The 19,578-nt window shown below is 73.1% G+C and carries 9 protein-coding genes, 1 tRNA gene and 1 other RNA gene; 4 read left to right on the top strand and 7 right to left on the bottom strand.

The window, feature by feature from the left end:
* The first annotated feature begins 150 nt into the window (after nt 1-150).
* Entirely contained in the window at nt 151-960 is an 810-nt protein-coding gene (locus tag EDF50_RS06780) for a DUF1206 domain-containing protein (protein ID WP_123518777.1), read from the top strand.
* A 42-nt stretch (nt 961-1,002) separates the two neighbouring features.
* Here EDF50_RS06780 and recR read toward each other — a convergent pair whose 3' ends face one another.
* The 4 genes from recR to ffs all read right to left on the bottom strand — a co-directional run bounded on the left by recR (nt 1,003) and on the right by ffs (nt 13,692).
* The gene (gene recR, locus EDF50_RS06775; protein ID WP_043595550.1) at nt 1,003-1,602 is read right to left on the bottom strand and encodes a recombination mediator RecR; all 600 of its coding nucleotides are present in this window, start codon (nt 1,600-1,602) and stop codon (nt 1,003-1,005) included.
* Between the two features lie 3 nt (nt 1,603-1,605).
* Nucleotides 1,606-4,029, bottom strand: a complete 2,424-nt coding sequence (locus EDF50_RS06770) for a DNA polymerase III subunit gamma and tau (RefSeq protein ID WP_123518776.1) — start codon at nt 4,027-4,029, stop codon at nt 1,606-1,608.
* A gap of 147 nt (nt 4,030-4,176) precedes the next feature.
* A complete protein-coding gene (locus EDF50_RS16600; RefSeq protein WP_158612649.1) occupies nt 4,177-13,167 on the bottom strand; it encodes an S-layer family protein in 8,991 nt (2,996 codons plus the stop codon).
* A 428-nt stretch (nt 13,168-13,595) separates the two neighbouring features.
* Nucleotides 13,596-13,692, bottom strand: an RNA gene (gene ffs, locus EDF50_RS06730) — signal recognition particle sRNA small type.
* Nucleotides 13,693-13,746: 54 nt separating this feature from the next.
* On the opposite strand from ffs, the gene EDF50_RS06725 reads away from it, so the two are divergent.
* Nucleotides 13,747-14,427 (top strand): SDR family oxidoreductase, encoded by a 681-nt coding sequence (locus EDF50_RS06725; protein ID WP_123518774.1) that lies wholly within the window; start codon nt 13,747-13,749, stop codon nt 14,425-14,427.
* Between the two features lie 116 nt (nt 14,428-14,543).
* Here EDF50_RS06725 and EDF50_RS06720 read toward each other — a convergent pair whose 3' ends face one another.
* Both EDF50_RS06720 and pta read right to left on the bottom strand, forming a co-directional pair.
* Nucleotides 14,544-15,737, bottom strand: a complete 1,194-nt coding sequence (locus EDF50_RS06720; RefSeq protein WP_123518773.1) for an acetate/propionate family kinase — start codon at nt 15,735-15,737, stop codon at nt 14,544-14,546.
* Nucleotides 15,734-17,866: a phosphate acetyltransferase gene (gene pta, locus EDF50_RS06715; RefSeq protein ID WP_123518772.1), complete on the bottom strand. Its 2,133-nt coding sequence runs from the start codon at nt 17,864-17,866 to the stop codon at nt 15,734-15,736. The genes EDF50_RS06720 and pta overlap by 4 nt, the downstream gene beginning before the upstream one ends.
* A 76-nt stretch (nt 17,867-17,942) precedes the next feature.
* Between pta and EDF50_RS06710 the strand changes: the two genes are divergently transcribed.
* Nucleotides 17,943-18,434, top strand: a complete 492-nt coding sequence (locus tag EDF50_RS06710; protein ID WP_123518771.1) for a GNAT family N-acetyltransferase — start codon at nt 17,943-17,945, stop codon at nt 18,432-18,434.
* A gap of 383 nt (nt 18,435-18,817) precedes the next feature.
* Here EDF50_RS06710 and EDF50_RS06705 read toward each other — a convergent pair.
* Nucleotides 18,818-18,902: transfer RNA gene (locus EDF50_RS06705), tRNA-Ser, on the bottom strand.
* Nucleotides 18,903-19,021: 119 nt separating this feature from the next.
* Here EDF50_RS06705 and EDF50_RS06700 point away from each other — a divergent pair.
* The gene (locus EDF50_RS06700; RefSeq protein WP_123518770.1) at nt 19,022-19,546 is read left to right on the top strand and encodes a YbaK/EbsC family protein; all 525 of its coding nucleotides are present in this window, start codon (nt 19,022-19,024) and stop codon (nt 19,544-19,546) included.
* The last annotated feature ends 32 nt before the right edge of the window (nt 19,547-19,578 follow it).

Genomic DNA, 19,578 nt, shown 5'->3' with positions numbered 1-19,578 from the left:
CCTGAGAAGGGAAGTGGGCGCACCGGAGAACGGCTCACGCCTGCGTCCGGCGATTCTATTCGGTGTCGCGCGCGTGTTACGCACACGGGTCCGAGGGCCGCTCGCCCGAGCCCTCGGGCGTCGACCCCGACCGTCCCCTACGGTGGACCGATGCCCGACACCACCGACCAGGCCCGCGGCGCCGCCAGCCGCCTGCAGGACAGCCGAGCGCTGACGACCGCCGCCCGCATCGGCTTCGCGATGAACGGACTGTTGCACGTCATGATCGGCGTGATCGCCCTCGGCGTCGCCTTCGGCGGCGGCGGTGAGGCCGACCAGGGCGGCGCCCTCGGTCAGTTCGCAGCGCGGCCGGGTGGGGTGTTCCTGCTCTGGTCGATCGTCGTGGGGCTGTGGGGGCTCGGCCTGTTCCAACTGCTCGAGGCCGCCCTCGTCCGCGGGACGGACAAGGACGCCTGGGCCGAACGCGCGAAGGAGGGCGGCAAGGGTGTCGCCTACCTCGCGGTGGGCTTCACGGCCTTCACCTTCGCCCGGGGCTCGTCGTCGGACAGCTCGGGGCAGACCCAGACGTTCAGCGCCCGACTGCTCGCCGCGCCAGGGGGCGTCGTGCTGCTCGTCGTCGTCGCGCTCGCCATCCTTGCCGTCGGGGCGTACTTCGTCGTCAAGGGCGTGAAGCAGAAGTTCCGGGAGGACCTGACGCTGCCGGCCGGTACCGCTGGACGCGGCACGGTCGTCCTCGGGGTCACGGGCTACGTGGCCAAGGGAATCGCGCTCGGCGTCGTCGGCGTGCTCTTCGCGGTCGCGGCCGTCACCGCCGACCCGAGCGAGGCCACGGGCCTCGACGGTGCCCTGAAGGCCCTCGCGGCCCTGCCGTTCGGCGTCGTGGTGCTGACCGCCGTGGCCCTGGGGCTCATGGCCTACGGCGCGTACTGCGTCGTCCGGGCTCGGCGCGCCCGCCTCTGACCGGCGAGCGTGCCCGAGGGCGGGTTCAGGAGGCGCGGGTCGTCATTCGGAGACGAGGCGGCGGCCTTCGAACGCCCGGCCGAGCGTGACCTCGTCGGCGTACTCGAGGTCGCCGCCCACGGGCAGGCCCGACGCCAACCGCGTCACCCGCAGCCCGAAGGGCGCCAGCATGCGCGACAAATAGGTCGCGGTCGCCTCGCCCTCGAGGTTGGGGTCGGTCGCGATGATGACCTCTTGCACGGTGTCGTCGGCCAGCCGCTGCACGAGCTGGCGGATGCGCAGGTCGTCGGGACCGATGCCGTCGATCGGACTGATCGCGCCACCGAGCACGTGGTACAGCCCGCGGAACTCACGAGTCCGCTCGATGGCCTGGACGTCTTTCGCCTCTTCGACGACGCAGATCGTGGCAGGCGAACGACGAGGGTCACGGCAGATGTTGCAGGTCTCTTGCTCGCTGACGTTGCCGCAGATCTCGCAGAAGCGGACCTTGGTCTTGACGTCGACGAGCAACTCGGCGAGCCGGGACGTGTCGAACGATTCATTCTGCACGATGTGGAACGCGATGCGCTGTGCCGACTTGGGCCCGATGCCCGGCAGGCGACCGAACTCGTCGATCAACTCTTGGACGATGCCTTCGTACACGCGCTACTCGCTTCTCTGAGGCGTGACCCGGGGGGCGATCGTCTCTTCTTCGATGAACTGGGCCCCGAGGATCTCGCGCACGACGGCCTCGCCGTAGCGCGACCCGGTGGGAATGCCCCGACGCGGATCGCCGGTGGCCGCACGACGCTCGGCCACCGAGGGGCCGGCACCGGTCGAGGCAGCCGGAGCCGAGGGCGCCGGGGCCGGTGACGAGGACGTTCTCGCGGCGGGGCGTCCTGCCGACGCCGCGTCGACCTCGGGCGGCGGAGGCGCGGCATCGACCGTCGGCACCCCGCCGGGCGGCTCTTCGGTGATGTGCTCGGGCTCGTCGGGCTCGGGAGGTGCGGTCTGCGGGATGGGCGCGACGTCCCACCCGGTGACAGGAGCCGCGGCGCTCGGCCGCACGGCCGGCTCGGGCGCCGCGACGGGTGCCGGTGGCCGGGAGGAGGTCTCGGCCGCTGTCGCCGACGCCGCGGAAGTCGCCGGCTCGACGGTCTCGTCCGCGACGACCGTGGTGCGGCCGTCGTCGGCGGGTGTCGACGCGGGACGCGACGGGGCGGGGGCGGCGGGTGGAGCGGCGGCGGCGGCCGCGGCGGCGGCAGGCGGTGCACCGGCGGGGGTGGGCCCCGCGGGCCTGTCACCCTCGACTCGGGCGATGTACTTGACCTTGACGCCGAGCACGTCGACGATCGCCCGTCGCAGGTACTCGCTCACGCCTTCGGCCGCACCCTGGGGTCTTTTGAAGCTCTCGACGTCGTTCGCGCTGGGGAAGGCCAGCGTCAGCACGTCGTCGGCGAAGTCCACGACGGTGGCCGTGACGACGACCATCCAGGCCGTGCGCCGCGCCTTCTGGACGACCTCGACGATCTCGGGCCAGCTGTCGCGCATCTGCTGGAGGGTCACGGGGGCCGCGCCGGATGCGGCCCCCCGGCCGGCGTCGGGGGCCTGTGCCCAGGCCGCCGAGTGCGCGGCGGACGGAGGCGCGGGTTCGGTCGTCGCCGGGGCCGCGGAGTCGACCGGAGCCGACGGAGCTGCCGTCGCCCAGGACGCGGTCGCGCTCTCGACGGCCGACGCACCGCCGGCCGCCTCGGTCGACGGGGTGGCCTCGACCGGCGACGCGGAACGAGAGGAGGCGGAAGGAGCCGTGGCGACCGGAACGGATGACGCGACGGCGGGCGCGGGTCGACCGGACGCTGGCCCGACCTGGGCCGGTCGGGCGTCGGCCGACGGCACGGGTGCCGTGGACGCCCCCCCGCCGGGCCCCTCGACCCCGACGCGTCGTTCGAGTCGCTCGACCCGGGCCAGGGCACCCCGTCCGGTCTGGTCGCTCTCGGGGACGAGGACGCGCGCGATCATCAACTCGAGGTGCAGCCGTGGCGACGTGGCCCCGGTCATGTCCGTGAGGGCCCGGTTGACGACGTCGGCCGAGCGCGACAGCTCGGCGGCGCCGAAGGCGTGCGACTGGTGCACGAGACGGTCGAGTTCGTCGGCCGTGACACCACGCAGCACGGCAGAGGCGCCCTCGACCGTCGCCCCGACGACGATGAGGTCTCGCAGGCGCTCGAGCAGGTCTTCGACGAAGCGACGCGGATCTTGCCCGGTCTGGACGACTCGGTCGACGGCCGCGAAGGCCGCTGCCCCGTCGCGGGCGCCGAGCGCCTCGACGACGTCGTCGAGCAGCGAGGCATGGGTGTACCCGAGCAGGGCGACCGCACGCTCGTACTCGATCGCGCCGTTCTCACTGCCGGCCATCAGTTGGTCGAGCAACGAGAGGGTGTCGCGCACCGAGCCGCCGCCGGCGCGGACCACCAACGGGAGGACCCCGGGGGCCGCCTCGACCGACTCGCTCTCGCAGAGCTCGTGCACGTACTCGAGCATCTGCGCCGGGGGCACGAGACGGAACGGGTAGTGGTGGGTTCGCGACCTGATCGTGCCTATGACCTTGTCGGGCTCGGTGGTGGCGAAGATGAACTTGACGTGCTCGGGCGGTTCTTCGACCACCTTCAGCAGGGCGTTGAAGCCCTGGGGGGTGACCATGTGGGCCTCGTCGAGGATGAAGATCTTGAAACGGTCGCGGGCCGGGGCGAACACGGCCCGGTCACGGATGTCGCGGGCGTCGTCGACGCCGTTGTGGCTGGCCGCGTCGATCTCGATGACGTCGAGCGAGCCGCCGCCGTCGCGTGAGAGCTCGACGCACGACGCGCAGACGCCGCAGGGCGTGTCGGTCGGGCCCTCGGCGCAGTTCAGGCACCGTGCCAGGATGCGGGCCGACGTCGTCTTGCCGCAGCCACGGGGGCCGCTGAAGAGGTAGGCGTGGTTGACCCGGTTCGTCCGCAGCGCGGTCCGCAGCGGATCGGTCACCTGCGTCTGCCCGATGAGCTCGGCGAAGTTCTCTGGCCGGTAACGGCGATACAGGGCGGTGACCACAGAGCAAGAGTAGTCGGGGCCACCGACAACGGTCGACGGCGGGAGTCGTCGCCGGGTGCCCCCCGTCGGCACCCGCGGCGGTGCCCGGACGCACGAGAGGGCCCGTCGTGACGACGGGCCCTCGGGTGCGGCTCTCGGCCGGGTGGACTACTCGGTCGGCCTCGTCGCGCGACGGCGGAGCCGGGTCGCCGACACGAGGCCGAGTCCGATCAGCAACGCGAAGGCCGCGAGCGATGACCAGCCGAGGGTGTCCGAGCCGGTGTACGCCAGGCCGGAACCGTACCCGGTCACGACCGGTCCCCCGCCGTTGCCGGTGCCGGTACCGGTGCCGTTTCCGTTGCCGGTGCCGGTGCCGTTACCGGCTCCGGGCAGCCCCGGGAAGCCCGGCGTTCCCGGCGTACCGGGGGTTCCCGGCGTCCCGGGGGTTCCCGGCGTCCCGGGGGTTCCCGGCGTCCCGGGGGTTCCCGGCGTCCCGGCGGCAGCCGAGACCGAGAACCCGACGGTGGCCGGGGCCGACGTGGCGCCCCCGATCGTCTCCGTCGCCGCGACCACGTGCGGACCGACCACGACGCCGGTCAGGACGACCGACCACGAACCCGTCTCCGGGTCGGCCACGACGACCTGCGCCGCACCGCCGTCGAGCTGCAGCGACACCGTCGCGTTCGGCTCCGCCGTTCCGACGACCGTGACGGTCGTCGTGCCGGATGCTCCGGCCTGCAGGACCGAACCCGCCACCGGGCTGGTGATCAGCACGGGGTCGACCGAGGCGATCACGAGGTCCTGGCTCGCCGTGGTCGTGCCCGCGTCCGCCGTCTGCGTCGCCGTGACGACGTAGGCGCCCACGGGGACGTCCGCGAAGTCCACCGACCAGGTGCCGTCGTCCAGGACCGTCGCCGTCCCCGTCAGACCGTCGCCGAGGTCCACCACCACGAGCGCACCGGGTGTTCCGGTACCCGTCACGGTGAGGTCCTCGACGCCGTTCCCGTCGACGTCGGCGAGCAGGGCACCGGGAGCCGGCGACGTGATGACCACGGCGTCGGTGTTCGCCGGAGCGGTGACCGTGAACGCGACGGTCTCGGGTGCCGACACCGCGCCTCCCACGGTCTGGGTCACGGACAGGGTGTGCTGCCCCTGCTCGACGCCCACCACGGTGGTCGACCAGTTGCCGTCGGCGTCCACCGCGACCGTGACCGGCAGGCCACCGTCCAGGCTGACGGCCACCGAGGCGTTCGGCTGGGCCGTGCCACCGACCAGGACGTCGGTCGTTCCCGCCGTCCCCGACGGCAGGATCGAACCCTGCTCGGGCGAGGTCACCACGAGCGGCGCGACCTCCGCGGCGGGGGCGACGGTGACGGTCACCGACGCGGTGCCGGTCACGACGCCCGCGACCGTCTGCTCGACGACCACGGTGCGCGTGCCGACCGGGACGCCCGGCACGGTGACCGACCAGGTGCCGCCGTCGGTCACGATCGCCGTCTGCGTGAGCCCGCCGACGGTGACGGTGACGGTCGCTCCGGGCTCGCCCGTGCCGGTGACGGGCAGGTCGACGAAGCCGTCGCCGTCGGCGTCGATCACGAGCTGTCCGTCGGCCGGCGAGGTGATGGTCGGGGCGGCGGCGGGATCGGCCGGGGCGGGCACGATCACGACCTGGACCTCGACCGGGACGCTGGTCGCGTCGCCGACGGTCTGCACGACCGAGACGGTGTGCGTCCCCGTGCCGAGCACGACCGGCACCTGCCACGAGCCGTCGCCACCGACCGTCGTGGTGACGGGGTCTCCCCCGTCGACCGTGACGGCGACGGGCGCGCCCGGCTGTCCCTGGCCTCGGACGACGACCGGCGCGGTGCCGGAGTCGCCCGCCTGGTACTGCTGCCCGTCGGTCGGCGCCGTGACGGTCAACGGGGCGGCGGCCTCGACGACGACCGTGGTCGTGACCGGAGCCGACTCGACCCCGGCGACCGTCTGCGTCGCGGACACCACGTGCTCGCCCACGCCGACCCCCGTGAAGGTGGTCGACCAGGTGCCGTCGTCGTCGACGTCGACCGTGACGGCCGTGCCGTCGTCGAGCGTCACCGAGACGGTCCCGCCGGCCTGCGCCGAACCGGTAACCGGCAGGTCCACCGTCGAGTCGGCGGACAGCACCAGGAGGCGCGTGCCCGTCTCGGGGTCGGTGATCGTGATCGGGTCCGCCGCCACCACCGCGAACGGCCGGGTCACGGGGACCGTCGTCACGGTGCCGTACTGCTGGACCACCGAGATCGGCCCGGCCCCCACCGGCACGGCGTCGAAGGTCGTGGTCCACGCCCCCGTCGTCGGGTCGGCCGGGACGGTCTGGGTGAGGCCTCCACCGAGCGAGACCGTGACGGTCGCGCCGGGCTGGGCGGTGCCGGACACCGTGACCGGCGTGGTCTGGCCGTCGAGGACGACGACCGTGGCACCCGCGGCGGGCTCGATGATGGTGACCGGCGTGCCGACCACGACGTCGAGCTGCTGCGTGGCGGGCGTCGTCGAGCCGGCCGGGACCGTCTGCGTCACGACGACCGGGTACGAGCCGACGGGCACGTCGCCCACCGTGACGGTCCAGGTGCCCCCGGGGGTCACCGTGGTCGTCTCGGACAGGTCGTCTCCCACCTGGACGACGACCGTGGCGCCGGGCTGACCCGTGCCGGTGACGGTGACGTCGGTGGTGTCGTCGGCGTCGCCGACGACCACGGAGGACCCCGCGGGCGGAGAGGTGATCGTGACCGGCGCGGCCACGACGACCGACACGGCCCGGGTGATCGGGGCCGACACGGCGCCGTCGACGGTCTGCGTGACCGACGCGGTGCGGTCGCCCACGGGGACGCCGGCCACCGTGGTGGTCCAGGCCCCCGTCTCCGGGTCGGCCACGACCGTCCCGACGAGGCCGTCGCCGAGGTCGACCGTCACGGTCGCTCCGGGCTGGGCCGTGCCGGACGCGATCACCGAGGCGGTGTCACCGTCGGCGAGCACGACGACCGTCGTGCCGTCGGTGGGACGGTCGACCACGAGACCCGCGGCTGCCGCGACCGTGAACGGTTGCGTCGCCGGGACCGAGGTCGCGCCTCCTGCGCTCTGCGTCACCGAGATCGTGTACTCGCCGACGGGGACGCCGTCGACCGTCGCCTGCCAGTCGCCCTGCGGGTCGACGACGGCATCGGCGGTGAGGCCGTCGCCGAGGTCCACCGCGATGGTGGCTCCGGGCTGGCCCGTACCCGTGACGAGCACCGCGGTGGTGCCCGCCGGGTCGAGCAGCGAGACGGTCGCTCCGGGGGCGGGGGTCACGATGACGGGAGCGGCCGGGGCGGCGACGATCGAGACGTCACGCGTCACGGGTGCCGAGGTCGAGCCGCCCACGAGCTGGGTGACCGCGATGGTGCGGTCACCGATCGGGACGTCCTGGACCGTCGCGGTCCACGTGCCCGTCTCGTCGTCGGCCGTGGTCGTGGCGGTCAGGCCGTCACCGAGGTCGACCGTGACGGTGGCCCCCGGCTCGGCACTGCCCGAGACGACGAGGTCGGTCGTGGCGTCCGGCGTGGCGACGACGACGACCGCACCGAGGGCGGGCTGCTCGATCACGACCGGCGCCGCGGCGACGACCGAGAGCGGCTGCGTGACGGCGGGCGAGACGGAGCCGGCGAGCGCCTGGGTGGCGCTCAGGGTGCGCTCGCCGACCGTGACGCCGGGGACGACGACGCTCCAGGCGCCGGTCGTGCCGTCGGCGTCGGTCGAGGCGACGAGGTCGTCACCGAGGTCGACGCGGACGGTGGCCCCGGGCTCGGCCGTGCCGCTCACGGTGACGGCCGTCGAGGCGGTCGCGTCGGCGACGGTGACGACCGCGCCGGGCGTGGGCTGCTGGACGACCAATCCGGCGCCGACCACGATCTCGAACGAGGCGAGGACCGGGGTCGAGCTGGTGCCGTTCACGCTCTGCGAGGCGCTCACCTGGTAGACGGCCGCCGGCAGGTCGGAGAAGAGCACCGACCAGTCGCCGGACGTGGGGTCGGCGGTCGTGACGACGGCCGCTCCCCCGTTCAGACGCACCGAGACGGTGGCGCCGGGAGACGCCGTGCCCGAGACGGGCACGTCGACCGAACCGGCCGGGTCGAGCAGGGTGAAGACCGAGTCGTCCGGGTCGAGGATGACGACCGGTGCCGCCGCGCGCACCTCGAACGAGCTCTCCTGCGCCGGTGAGGTGGTCCCACCGATGCTCTGGGTGACCGACAGGTCGACCGTGCCCACGGGGACGCCCGCCACGTCGACGGACCAGCGGCCCGTGTCGGGGTCGGCCGTCGTCGTGCTCACCAGGTCGGCACCGGTCGCGGGGTCGAGGACGACGTCGACCGTGGCTCCGGCCGCCGCCGTGCCCGAGACGGTCACCGTCGACAGGACGTCGGGACCGGCCACGTCGACGACCGAGCCGTCGGCGGGGGCCAGGACCACGAGCGGCGCACCGGCCAGGATCTGCACGACCCGCGTCTCGGGAGCCGAGATCGAGGTGCCCACCGTCTGCGTGGCGGTGATGGTGCGCGTGCCGACGGGGACGCCGTCGAAGGAGACGGTCCAGGCACCGGTCGTGGCGTCGGCCGTGACCGTGTCGGTGACGCCGTCGCCGAGGTCGACGCGGACGACCGCACCCGGCTCGGCCTGACCCGACACGACGAGGGTCGTGGTCGAGGTCGGGTCGGCCAGCACGATCGGGACGCCGTCGGCCGGCGCCACGATGGTGAGCGCGGCGGCCGGGGCGACCGTCACGACGCGTGTCTCGGCCTGCTGGACCGTGTCGCGCACGGCCTGCGAGGCGCCGAGGACGCGCTCACCGACACCGACGCCGACGAGGGTGACCGACCAGATGCCGGTCGTGGGGTCGGCGAGGGCGCTGCCGACCGCGACGCCGTCGAGGGTCACCGTGACGGCGGCACCCGGCTGGGCCGTACCGGCCACCGGCACGTCCTGCGTGGCGTCGGGCGAGCCGACGACGTACCGGATGTCGCCGGCAGGCGTGGTGATGGCCACGTCGGCACCGGCGCGGACCTCGAAGTCCCGGGTCACGGGAACGGTCGTCGTCGTGGCGCCGACGGTCTGGACCGCGGACGCGACCTGGTCGCCGACGGGGACGCCCGGGACCGTCACGGACCAGAGTCCGTCGGGCCCGGCGGTCGTCGGCACGACGGTGCCGGCCAGGGTGACCTGGACCGCGGCGTCGGGGTGTGCCGTGCCGGTGACGACCACGGCGGTGGTGCTGTCGTCACCGGCGACCGTGACGACGTCGCCGTCGCCGGGGGCGGTGATGGTGAGTTCGGCCTGCGCCGACACCACCGAGAAGTTCGTCGGCGCGGCCTCGAGCAGGTCGGGACCCTGTTGCTGGCTCGCACCCACGGCGTGATTCCCGACGGCGACGGCGGGCAGCTCGAGCAGCCACGCGCCCTGGGCGTCGGGGACGACGGGCGTCTGGTCGACGCCGTCCACCGTCACGACCAGGGGCAGCCCGGCCACGCCGGTGCCCGAGATCGTGACCGGAGCCGTGCCCTGGTCGTCGGCCACCACGAGGCGGGTCCCGGGGGCGGGTGCCTGGATGACGACGGCGCCTCCCTCGCTGACCTGGATGTCACGGGTCACGGCGCCCGAGGTCGAGCCGTTCACGCTCTGGGTCGCCGAGATCGTGTGCGGGCCGGCGGGGACGCCGGCGATCGCGACGGACCAGGTGCCGGACACCGGCACCACGGTCTGACCGATCAGCCCGTCGCCGAGGTCGACCACGACGGTCGACCCGACCTGGCCGGTGCCCGAGACCACGACGGGAGTCGTGCCGAGCGGGCCGGAGACGAAGTACTCGGCGCCCTCGAGCGGCGTCGTCACGTCGAGGGGGGTGCCCTGCGCGATGGTCAACGGCTGCGTGACCGGTGCCGAGGTGGTGCCCCCGAGGGTCTGCGTCGCTCCCAGCGTCCGGTCCCCGGCGGGGACGTCGGGGATGACGGCCGTCCAGGCTCCGGTGGCGGGGTCGACCGTGGCCTGCACCTCGAAGCCGGCTCCGAGACCGACCGCGACGGTGGCTCCCGGGTCGGCCGTGCCGGTGACGGTCACGTCGGCCGTGTTCCCGCCGACGATCGGGATGGTCGCCCCGGGGGCGGGTGTCGAGATGGCGACCGGGGTCCCGGCGACGATCGTCACGACGCGCGTCTGCACGGGCGAGACGGTGTCGTTGACGGTCTGCGTGGCCGAGATCGTGCGCTGGCCGACGGGCACGTCGGCGACGATCACCGACCAGGCGCCCGTCGTGGCGTCGGCCGTGACGCGGCCGGTGAGGCCGTCGCCGAGGTCGACGCGGACGTCGGCGCCGGGCTGGGCGGTGCCCGAGACGGGGAGGTCGGACAAGGAGGCGCTGCTCGCGACGCGCACCGTGGTGCCGACCGCCGGTGCCTCGATGACGAGCGGCGCACCGGCCGCGATCGTCAGCGACTGCGTCACCGGCAGCGAGATGACGCCCGCGACCGTCTGCGTGACGCTGATCGTCCGGGTGCCGACGGGCACGGCCGAGACCGTCGCCGTCCAGGCGCCCGCGCCGTCGGCCGTCGTCGTCGCGACGTAGCCGTCACCCAGGTCGACGCGGACGAGGGCGTTCGGCTCGGCGGCGCCCGTCACCGTGACCGGGGTGGTCGAGGTGGCGTCGGCGACCGTGAGGGTCGCACCGGGAGCCGGCGTCGAGATCGTCACACCGGTCGCGGCCACGAGGCTGAAGGTGGTGGTCTGCGGGGCGGACACCGCGCCTCCCACGGTCTGCGTCGCGGTGGCCGTGTAGGCGGCGACGGGCAGGGCCGGGAAGGTCACGGCCCAGGTGCCGTTGGAGGCGACCGTGGCGGTGAGGTCGCGGCCGCCGCCGAGCGAGACGGCGACGGGGGCATCGGCCTGACCCGTGCCCGAGACGGTGACGTCACGGGTCGAGTCGGCGCCGGGCAGACGGTACTGGGTGCCGGAGGTGGGGGTCGTGATCGTGAGGCCCGCGCCGGCGACGACGCTGAAGGCCCGGGTGACGGCCGCCGAGACGTCGCCGCCGAGGGCCTGCGTCACCGACGCGGTGTAGGCGCCCACGGGCACGCCCGGGACGGTCGTCGTCCAGCTGCCGTCCGTGGCGACGACGGCGGTGGCCGTGCGGCCGCCACCCAGGTCGACGGCGACGGTGGCCGTGGGCGTGGCGGTGCCCGACACGATGACGGGGGTCGTGGCGTCGGCGTCGAGGACGGTGAAGACGCGTCCCGCGGTGGGCGCGGCCACGACGAGGGGCTGTTGCGCGACGACGGTGAAGTCACGCGTGACCGGTCCGGTGGTGACGGCCCCGAGTGCCTGGGTCACGGAGGCGCTGTAGGCCCCTGCGGGCACGTTCGCGACGGTCACGCTCCAGCTGCCGTCCGCGGCCACCGTGCCGGTGCCCGTGCGACCGGCGCCGAGGTCGACGCGGACGGTGGCGCCGGGCTCACCGGCACCGGTCAGCACGATGCTGCGGGTGGCGTCGGGGGTGTTCGGCACCACGAAGACCTGCCCGGCGGTGGGCGTGGCGATGCTGAGGGTGGCGAGGGCGGAAGCCCGGACCGTGGAGGTGGCGAGGTCGACGCGGGACGCGTTCACGAGCGGCAGGACCGAGATGCTGACCGCGTGGACGGAGCTCGAGCCCGCGTCGGTGCCCCGGCCGTCCCGGAAGCCCACGCCGTCCTGGGCGTTGATCGTGACGCGGACGAGCTGGTTCAGCACGCTGGTGAGCGGCGCGAGGGTCGTGATGACGGCGGCGGTCGTGATTCGCAGGGTGTCAGTCGTCGCGGCGAGGGCCGTGCCGTTCACGACGGGCGAGTAGAGGGAGCCCACGGTCGGCAACAGGCTCGTGGTGACGAGGCTCGTGACACTGCCTAGCAGGACACCCAGGCCGAGGGGAGCCGTGACGACCGTGGCGTCGGGCGGGGTCGTACCGTCGATCAGCTGCCCGATCGTCGTCGTGGTGGTGGCGCCGAGCGACAGGTTGGCCCCGGCGAGACGCACGGGGACCTGCAGGTCGACGGTGAGGGCGGTCAACCGGATGGCGTTGTTCGCCGCGGCGACGAGGTTCGTCGGCAACTGGTTCTGCAGGATGTCGGTCAGGCCGGTCGTGACCGCCGTGAGGGTGGCGGGGCTCAGCAGGTCGCTGTTCGCCGGAAGCCCGTTGAGCGCCTGCAGGTCGATGACGATCTGCCCGGTCGACGGCGTCAGCGTCACGATGCCCGAGGTGAGGGGACGCGCGAGCTCGGTGTCGATGGTCGACGTCAGGTCCACTGCGCCTCTCACGACGACGGTGGGTTGGCCCGCGCTGGCGAAGGGGACGGCGTTGACGAGGGCGACGAGCGGTGCGGTCACCGGGGCGACGGCGTTCGTGAGGGCCGCGGAGCCGCCGACCGCGTTGACCGTCGACCCGAGGCCGGTGACCGTGCTGCGCAGCGAGGAGGTGACGCCCGCGACCGCGGGGCTGGTCATCGTGTACTGGGCGCCGGCGACCTGGTAGGCCGTCGTGGGCGTGCCCGCGGTGGCACCGCGCTGCTGGGTGATCTGCGACGAGAGCGCGCCGAGCTGAAGCGTGACGTCGCTGAGCACGCCCTGGGTGGCCGGCACCTGCGCGAGTAGCGGCTGGAGGCGCAGCGTCGTCGCCTGGCCCGGACTGCCGTCGCCGACGGCGATGGAGCCGTCCGCTCCGATGAGGCCGGCCGAGGCCGTGGCACCGGTCGCGGTGGCGTTCGCGTACTGGCCGTCGACGCCGAGGGTCAGCAGCCCGTTGCCGCCGAGGAGGCGGATGCCGTTGCCCAGGCCCACGTTCAGGAGCTGCAGCGCGCTCAGGTTCAGGGGGTTGCGCGAGGTCGGCGGGTTCTGCGTGGTGCCGAAGGCCGAGTAGGCCCCGCCGAGGGCGGCGACCTGGTCGAGCGAGACGATGCCCGATCCGCCGACCAACGAGGCCTCGGCCTCGCTGCGATCGGTCGTGGCCGCCTGGGCGGGGACGACGACGACGAGCGCGCCGACCACCGCCGCGACGACGGCGGCCGCCGTCGCCTTCAGTGCGCGGGACGCGTGGGAGCGCCGGGGACGCTCGATCGCCTGGCTTCGCATGGGTGTGCCTCTTCCTGACGGGACGTGCCCGCCGCCTGATCCGAAGAACCCCCGCTGGTGAGGCGGGAGGTGCTGCTGTTCTGTTGTGCTGCTGTTCTGTTGTCGTCTCGCCGTGTCGCCGCGGGGGCGCCGTCCGGGGACGACGACGAGGCGAACGGCACTACCGCGCGGTGCGCGGTGTCGTTCGCCTGGTGCGGGTGCTGCTGACGTGCCGTGGTGAGGGGCTCATCGGTCCTGATCCTGATCGGGTGGTGCGGGTGCGACGGCGCCGTCGCGCGAGGTCGCACCGTGGTGAGGGGTGCGGCCGGAGCGGTGGTTGATCGCTCCCGACGAGCTGGTTCGGTCTCGTCGTGCTGCCGAGCATAGGGGGCATCGCCAGGATCGCCCACCCCACGAAGGGGGGTCACGGGGCGTTCGGCCCCGGAAAAGGAAATGACCCCTCACGCACCCGCCAGAGCCCGGTTACCCTTGCTGCATTTCTGCCCTGGGGGAGTTGGCCTGGATGACGCCACGTGAGGAGCCTCGACGAGTTTAGCGGCAACTGAGTGGTCACCGCGACCCGGGGTGTTGCCTGGGGGCATGAGAATCGTCATCGCCGGAGGACACGGCAAGATCGCCCAGCTCCTCGAACGCCGACTCGCCGACGCCGGGCACGACCCTGTCGGCATCGTCCGCAACCCCGACCACACCGCCGACCTCGAGACCGCGGGCGCCCGTGCGCTCGTGCTCGACCTCGAGAAGACCGACGTCGACACGCTCGCCGGCCACCTCGACGGAGCCGACGCCGTCGTCTTCGCCGCGGGCGGCGGCGGGAGCAGTGGCGCCGAGCGCAAGCTGACCATCGACCGGGACGGCGCCGTGCTGTTGGCCGACGCCGCCGAGAAGGCGGGCGTCACGCGCTACGTGATGGTCTCGGCCATCGGCACCGACGACTTCGACCCGGCGCGCGCCGAACTGCCTGCGGCGAACGACGACGACGTGTACCAGGTGTACATGCGCGCGAAGAGCGAGGCCGACGCCGACGTGCGCCGTCGCGAGGGCCTGGACTGGACGATCGTCCGCCCGGGTGGCCTGACCGACGACGCCGGCACCGGCCAGGTGTCGGTCGGCACGACGGTCGAGCGCGGCAGCATCCCCCGCGCCGACGTGGCCGAGATCATCGCCACGGCGCTGATCGAGGGCACCGCCGTCAAGACGCAGTTCGAGGCCGTCTCGGGTGACGTCCCCGTCTCGGACGCGCTGGCGACCATCAAGTACTGACCTGCGCCTCCTGGCCGTCACCCACGGTCGAGGCACGAGAGCCCCGGAGGCGCGACCTGCGCACCGGGGCTCTCTCGCGTCTCGGGGTGGCCGGGTCCCGCCCCCGGCCGGACCGTTCAGCTGAGGGCGGCGGCCTGCCGGGCGATCTCGAGCTCTTCGTTCGTCGGGACGACCAGGACAGAGACCCGGGACCCCTCGGGCGAGATGTAGCGCGTGTCACGGGACGCGAGCTCGTTGCGGTCGTCGTCGACGTGGATGCCGAAGAACTCGAGGCCCATCAACGTGCGGCGGCGCAGCAGGGCGTTGTTCTCGCCCACGCCCGCCGTGAAGACCACGGCGTCGAGGCCGCCGAGCTGGGCGACGTAGGCACCGATGTAGTGCCGCAGGCGGTGCCGATAGACGGCGAGTGCCGCTTCGGACACGGCGTCGCCTCGCGACGCGCTGTCCTGCACGTCACGCATGTCGCCGCTGCCGGTGAGGCCGAGCAGCCCACTGCCCTTGTTGAGCAGGGTCTCGAGCTCGGCGAAGTCGAGTCCTGCCTCACGGTGCAGGTGGAACACGGCGGCGGGGTCGATGTCGCCCGACCGCGTGCCCATGACGAGCCCCTCGAGAGGCGTCATGCCCATGCTCGTGTCGATCGACCTGCCGCCGTCGATCGCGGCGGCCGACGCGCCGTTGCCGAGGTGCAGCACGATGGTCTTCAGCTCGGACAGGGGGCGTCCGAGGAACTCGGCGGTCTTCTCGCTGACGTACTTGTGCGACGTGCCGTGGAAGCCGAAGCGGCGCACGTGGTGCTTCTTCGCCAGCTCGGCGTCGATCGCGTAGGTGTAGGCGGCGGGGGCGAGCGTCTGGTGGAAGGCCGTGTCGAAGACGGCGACGTGGGGCACGTCGGGGAAGGCGGCCTTCGCGGCGCGGATGCCCTGCAGGTTGGCCGGGTTGTGCAGTGGGGCGAGGGCCGACAGGCGGTCGATCGCCTTCTCGACGTCGGTCGTGACGACCGTGGCGCGGTCGAACTCCTCACCGCCGTGGACGACGCGGTGACCGACCGCGACGGGCGGGTACTCGGCGAACGACGGGCCGTGCGCGTCGAAGGCGCTCAGCATGGCGGCGAAACCGGCCGCGTGGTCGGCGATCGGCTGCGTGTCGTTGCGGGTCTCGTCACCGGTGACCTCGTTGCGGTGACGGGTCGACCCGACCGCCTCGCCGATGCGCTCGACGAGACCGCTGGCGAGCGTGCGTTCGCCGTCGAGCTCGATCAGCTGGTACTTGAACGACGACGAGCCGGAGTTGACGACGAGGACGGTGCTCACGAGGAGGCTCCTTCGGTGCTGGTGGTGGCGGCCTGTGTTCCGGCCTGGATGGCCGTGATGGCCACGGTGTTGACGATGTCGCCGACGAGGGCCCCTCGCGAGAGGTCGTTGATCGGTTTGCGGAGGCCCTGCAGGATCGGCCCGATCGCGACGGCGCCCGCGCTGCGTTGCACGGCCTTGTACGTGTTGTTGCCCGTGTTCAGGTCGGGGAAGATGAACACCGTCGCCCGACCGGCGACCTCGGACTCGGGCATCTTCGCGGCGGCCACGGTCGGGTCGGCCGCGGCGTCGTACTGGATCGGCCCCTCGACGAGCAGGTCGGGCCGGCGTTCGCGGACGAGGGCCGTGGCGGCACGGACCTTCTCGACGTCGGCACCGGAGCCGCTGTCGCCCGTGCTGTAGCTCAGCATCGCCACACGGGGCTCGATGCCGAACTGCTGCGCGGTCTGCGCCGACGAGATCGCGATGTCGGCGAGCTGCTCGGCGGTCGGGTCGGGGATCACGGCGCAGTCACCGTAGACGAGCACCCGGTCGGCGAGCGCCATGAGGAACACGCTCGACACGACACCAACGTCGGGCAGCGTCTTGATCACCTCGAACGCGGGCCGGATGGTGTGCGCCGTGGTGTGCTTGGCGCCCGACACCATGCCGTCGGCCAGGCCGAGCTTCACCATCATGGTGCCGAAGTACGAGACGTCGGTGACCGTGTCCATCGCCTGCGAGACCGCGATGCCCTTGTGCGCCCGCAGCTTGGCGTACTCGGTCGCGAAGAGCACCTGCAGGCTGGGGTCGAACGGGTCGAGCACCCGGGCGGTGGCGAGGTCGAGACCGAGCTCGGCCCCTCGGGCGCGGATGGCCGTCTCGTCGCCGAGCAGCGTGATGGCGGCGACGCCGCGCTGCAACAGCGTCGAGGCGGCTCGCAGCACCCGGTCGTCGTCGCCTTCGGGCATGACGATGTGCTTCTGCGCCCCTCGGGCGCGCTCGAGCAGCTGGTACTCGAACATGAGGGGGGTGACGACGCCGGACGGGCTGACCTGCAGCAGGCGCAGCAGCTCGGCCCCGTCGACGTGCGTCTCGAAGAGGGCGAGGGCGAGGTCGTACTTGCGGGGCGAGTCCGCGGCGAGTCGGCCCCGGGTCTGGGTGATGGCGAGGGCGGTGTCGTAGGTACCTGTGCTGGTGGTGGCGATCGGCAGGGGGCTGTCGAGCCCCTCGAGCAGGCGTTCGACCTGGGGGGCGAGGGCGAACCCGCCGTTGAGCACGATGCCCGCGAGCGACGGGAAGGTCTCGGACGCGTGCGCGAGCACCGTGGCGACGAGCACGTCGGATCGGTCGCCGGGCACGACGACGACGGCCCCCTCGGTGAGGCGCGGCAGCACGTTCTCCATCGACATGGCGGCGACGACGACGCCGAGCGCCTCGCGGTCGAGCAGGGCGTCGTCGCCGCGCAGCAGGGTCGCACCGGTGGCCTGCAGCACGGCGCGCATCGTCGGGGCGACGAGCACCCGGTCTTCGGGCAGCGTCCAGATCGGGACGCGACCGGTGGGCGACGCCTCGAGGGCGTGACCGATTCCGTCGACGACCTCGTCGAGGTGGTCGGGGTCGACCCGGTTCGCGACGACGGCCAGCAGGCTCGCGTGCTCGGAGCGCAGCTCGGCGGTGGTCAACTCGGCCACCTGCCGCATGTCGGCACCCGACCGCCGGGTCTGGCCGTCGGCGCTGCGGCCGCCGAGCACCAGGAGCACGGGCGCGCCGAGGTTCGCGGCGATGCGGGCGTTGTACGACAGCTCGGTGGGGCTGCCGACGTCGGTGTAGTCGGAGCCGATCACCACGACCGCGTCGCACTGGCGCTCGACGGCGGCGAACCGGCTGACGATCGTGGCGAGCGCGGCGTCGGGGTCGGCGTGCACCGCGTCGTAGCTGACGCCGACGCACTCGTCGTAGGCGAGGTCGACGCTGTCGTGGGACAGCAGCAGCTCGAGCACGTAGTCGCGCTCGTCGGTCGACCGGGCGACGGGTCGGAACACCCCCACGCGGCCCACCTCGTGGCTGAGCGTGTCGAGCACGCCCAGGGCGATCGTGGACTTGCCCGTGTGGCCTTCGGCAGAGGTGATGTAGATGCGTGTCGACACGCCCGCCAGCCTAGGGCGGCCGCCTTCGAGCCGCCGGAGAAGCCGGAGGCCGTGACGCCCCTCCTAGGCTGTCGGCATGCAGATCCGCACCGCGACCGAAGCCGACCTGCCCGGCGTCCTCGAGATCCACGCCGACGCCGTCGCGCACTCGAAGGCCATCTGGACCGACGTCGCCCCGACCCTCGACGGTCGACGCGAGTGGCTGGCCAGCCATCAGGAGGCGCGGCGCACCGCGATCGTCGCGGTGGACGGCGACGAGGTGGTCGGCTACGGCAGCTACGGGCCGTTCCACGCGAAGGACGGCTACCGGCACACCTGCGAGAACTCGGTCTACGTGCGTCAGGGGCAGCAAGGCAAGGGCCTCGGCCGCGCCCTGATGACCGAGCTGATCGACCGGGCCACGCGGGACGACCTGCACGTCATGGTGGCGCTGATCGAGGCGGGCAACGAGGCGTCGGTGCGGTTGCACGCGTCACTCGGCTTCGTCGACGCCGGTGTGCTGCGCGAGGTCGGCACGAAGTTCGGCGAGTGGCTCGACCTCAGGTACATGACCCGCCCCCTGGCCTGAGGGTTGTCCGACGGGGTCCACGACCGACCGTCGTCGTGAACGAAGACGGGTAAGACCATCTGGTTCACGTGGACGGCCCTTGGATGGGCGCCGTGCCTGCCGTGTTGACGAGGTGCAGAGGCCCCGACGATGGCCTCGCGCGGTCGACGTCACGCCGACACTCGGCGGGATCGTTGTTTCCACCCGGAGATCGCATAGGCGACGCCGATGACCGCGTAGACGAAGGCAGCGACGAGCGGGGCCGTCCGCAAGTGAATGTGCTCGTCTTCGGGCTTCCGAACTCGATGACTTCTCGTGCGCGGCGAAGCCGTCCGCGCCCGGAGGGCGCCGGACCGGCACAGAACAAGAAATGGCTCCTCCCGGAGGGAGAAGCCATTTCGTCGCGGAGGATAGGGGATTCGAACCCCTGAGGGCTTGCACCCAACACGCTTTCCAAGCGTGCGCCATAGGCCACTAGGCGAATCCTCCAGGGCGGGCACACGGCGAACCGTCGCACGACCGAGATCAGCGTACCGGACTCCGCGGTGACCTGAGGACGCCCGTGTCGCTGATGACCTTGAGGCTCCCTCATGGCTACCGTCGGGGGCATGACCGACGCGCACCGCCCCTCCTCGGAGCACCTCGACGCCGCCGCGCTGCCGCCGCGCGCCCGCACCGTCGTCGCCGCCCTCCGTGCCGCCGGTGCCGAGGGCGAGGTCCGCGAGTTCGACGAGTCCACGCACACCGCCACCCAGGCCGCCGCAGCCCTCGGCTGCGAGGTGGGCGCGATCGCCAGCAGCCTGGTGTTCCGCACCGGCGACGAAGCCCTGCTCGTGCTCACGAGTGGCGCCCACCGCGTCGACACCGACCTGGTGGCGTCGACGCTCGGCCGGGGCCCGATCATGCGGGCGAACGCCGACCAGGTGAAGCGTGCGACCGGCCAGGTGATCGGCGGCGTCGCCCCGGTCGGCCACCCCAGCCCGGTGCGGACGCTCGTCGACGCCGCTCTCGAGGCCCACGACGTGCTCTGGGCGAGCGCCGGCACGGCGAACACCGTCTTCGCCACGACGTTCGACGAGCTCGTGCGCGTGACCGGCGGCACCCCGGTACGCGTCGCCGACGACGACCTCTGAACCCGACCGCCACGGTCGTCGACGTCGGCAGC

Origin of the sequence: Frigoribacterium sp. PhB24 (assembly GCF_003755185.1) — a bacterium.
GTDB lineage: Bacteria > Actinomycetota > Actinomycetes > Actinomycetales > Microbacteriaceae > Frigoribacterium.
The sequence above is the reverse complement of the archived record's forward strand: the minus strand, read 5'-3'. Positions and strand labels throughout refer to the sequence as shown.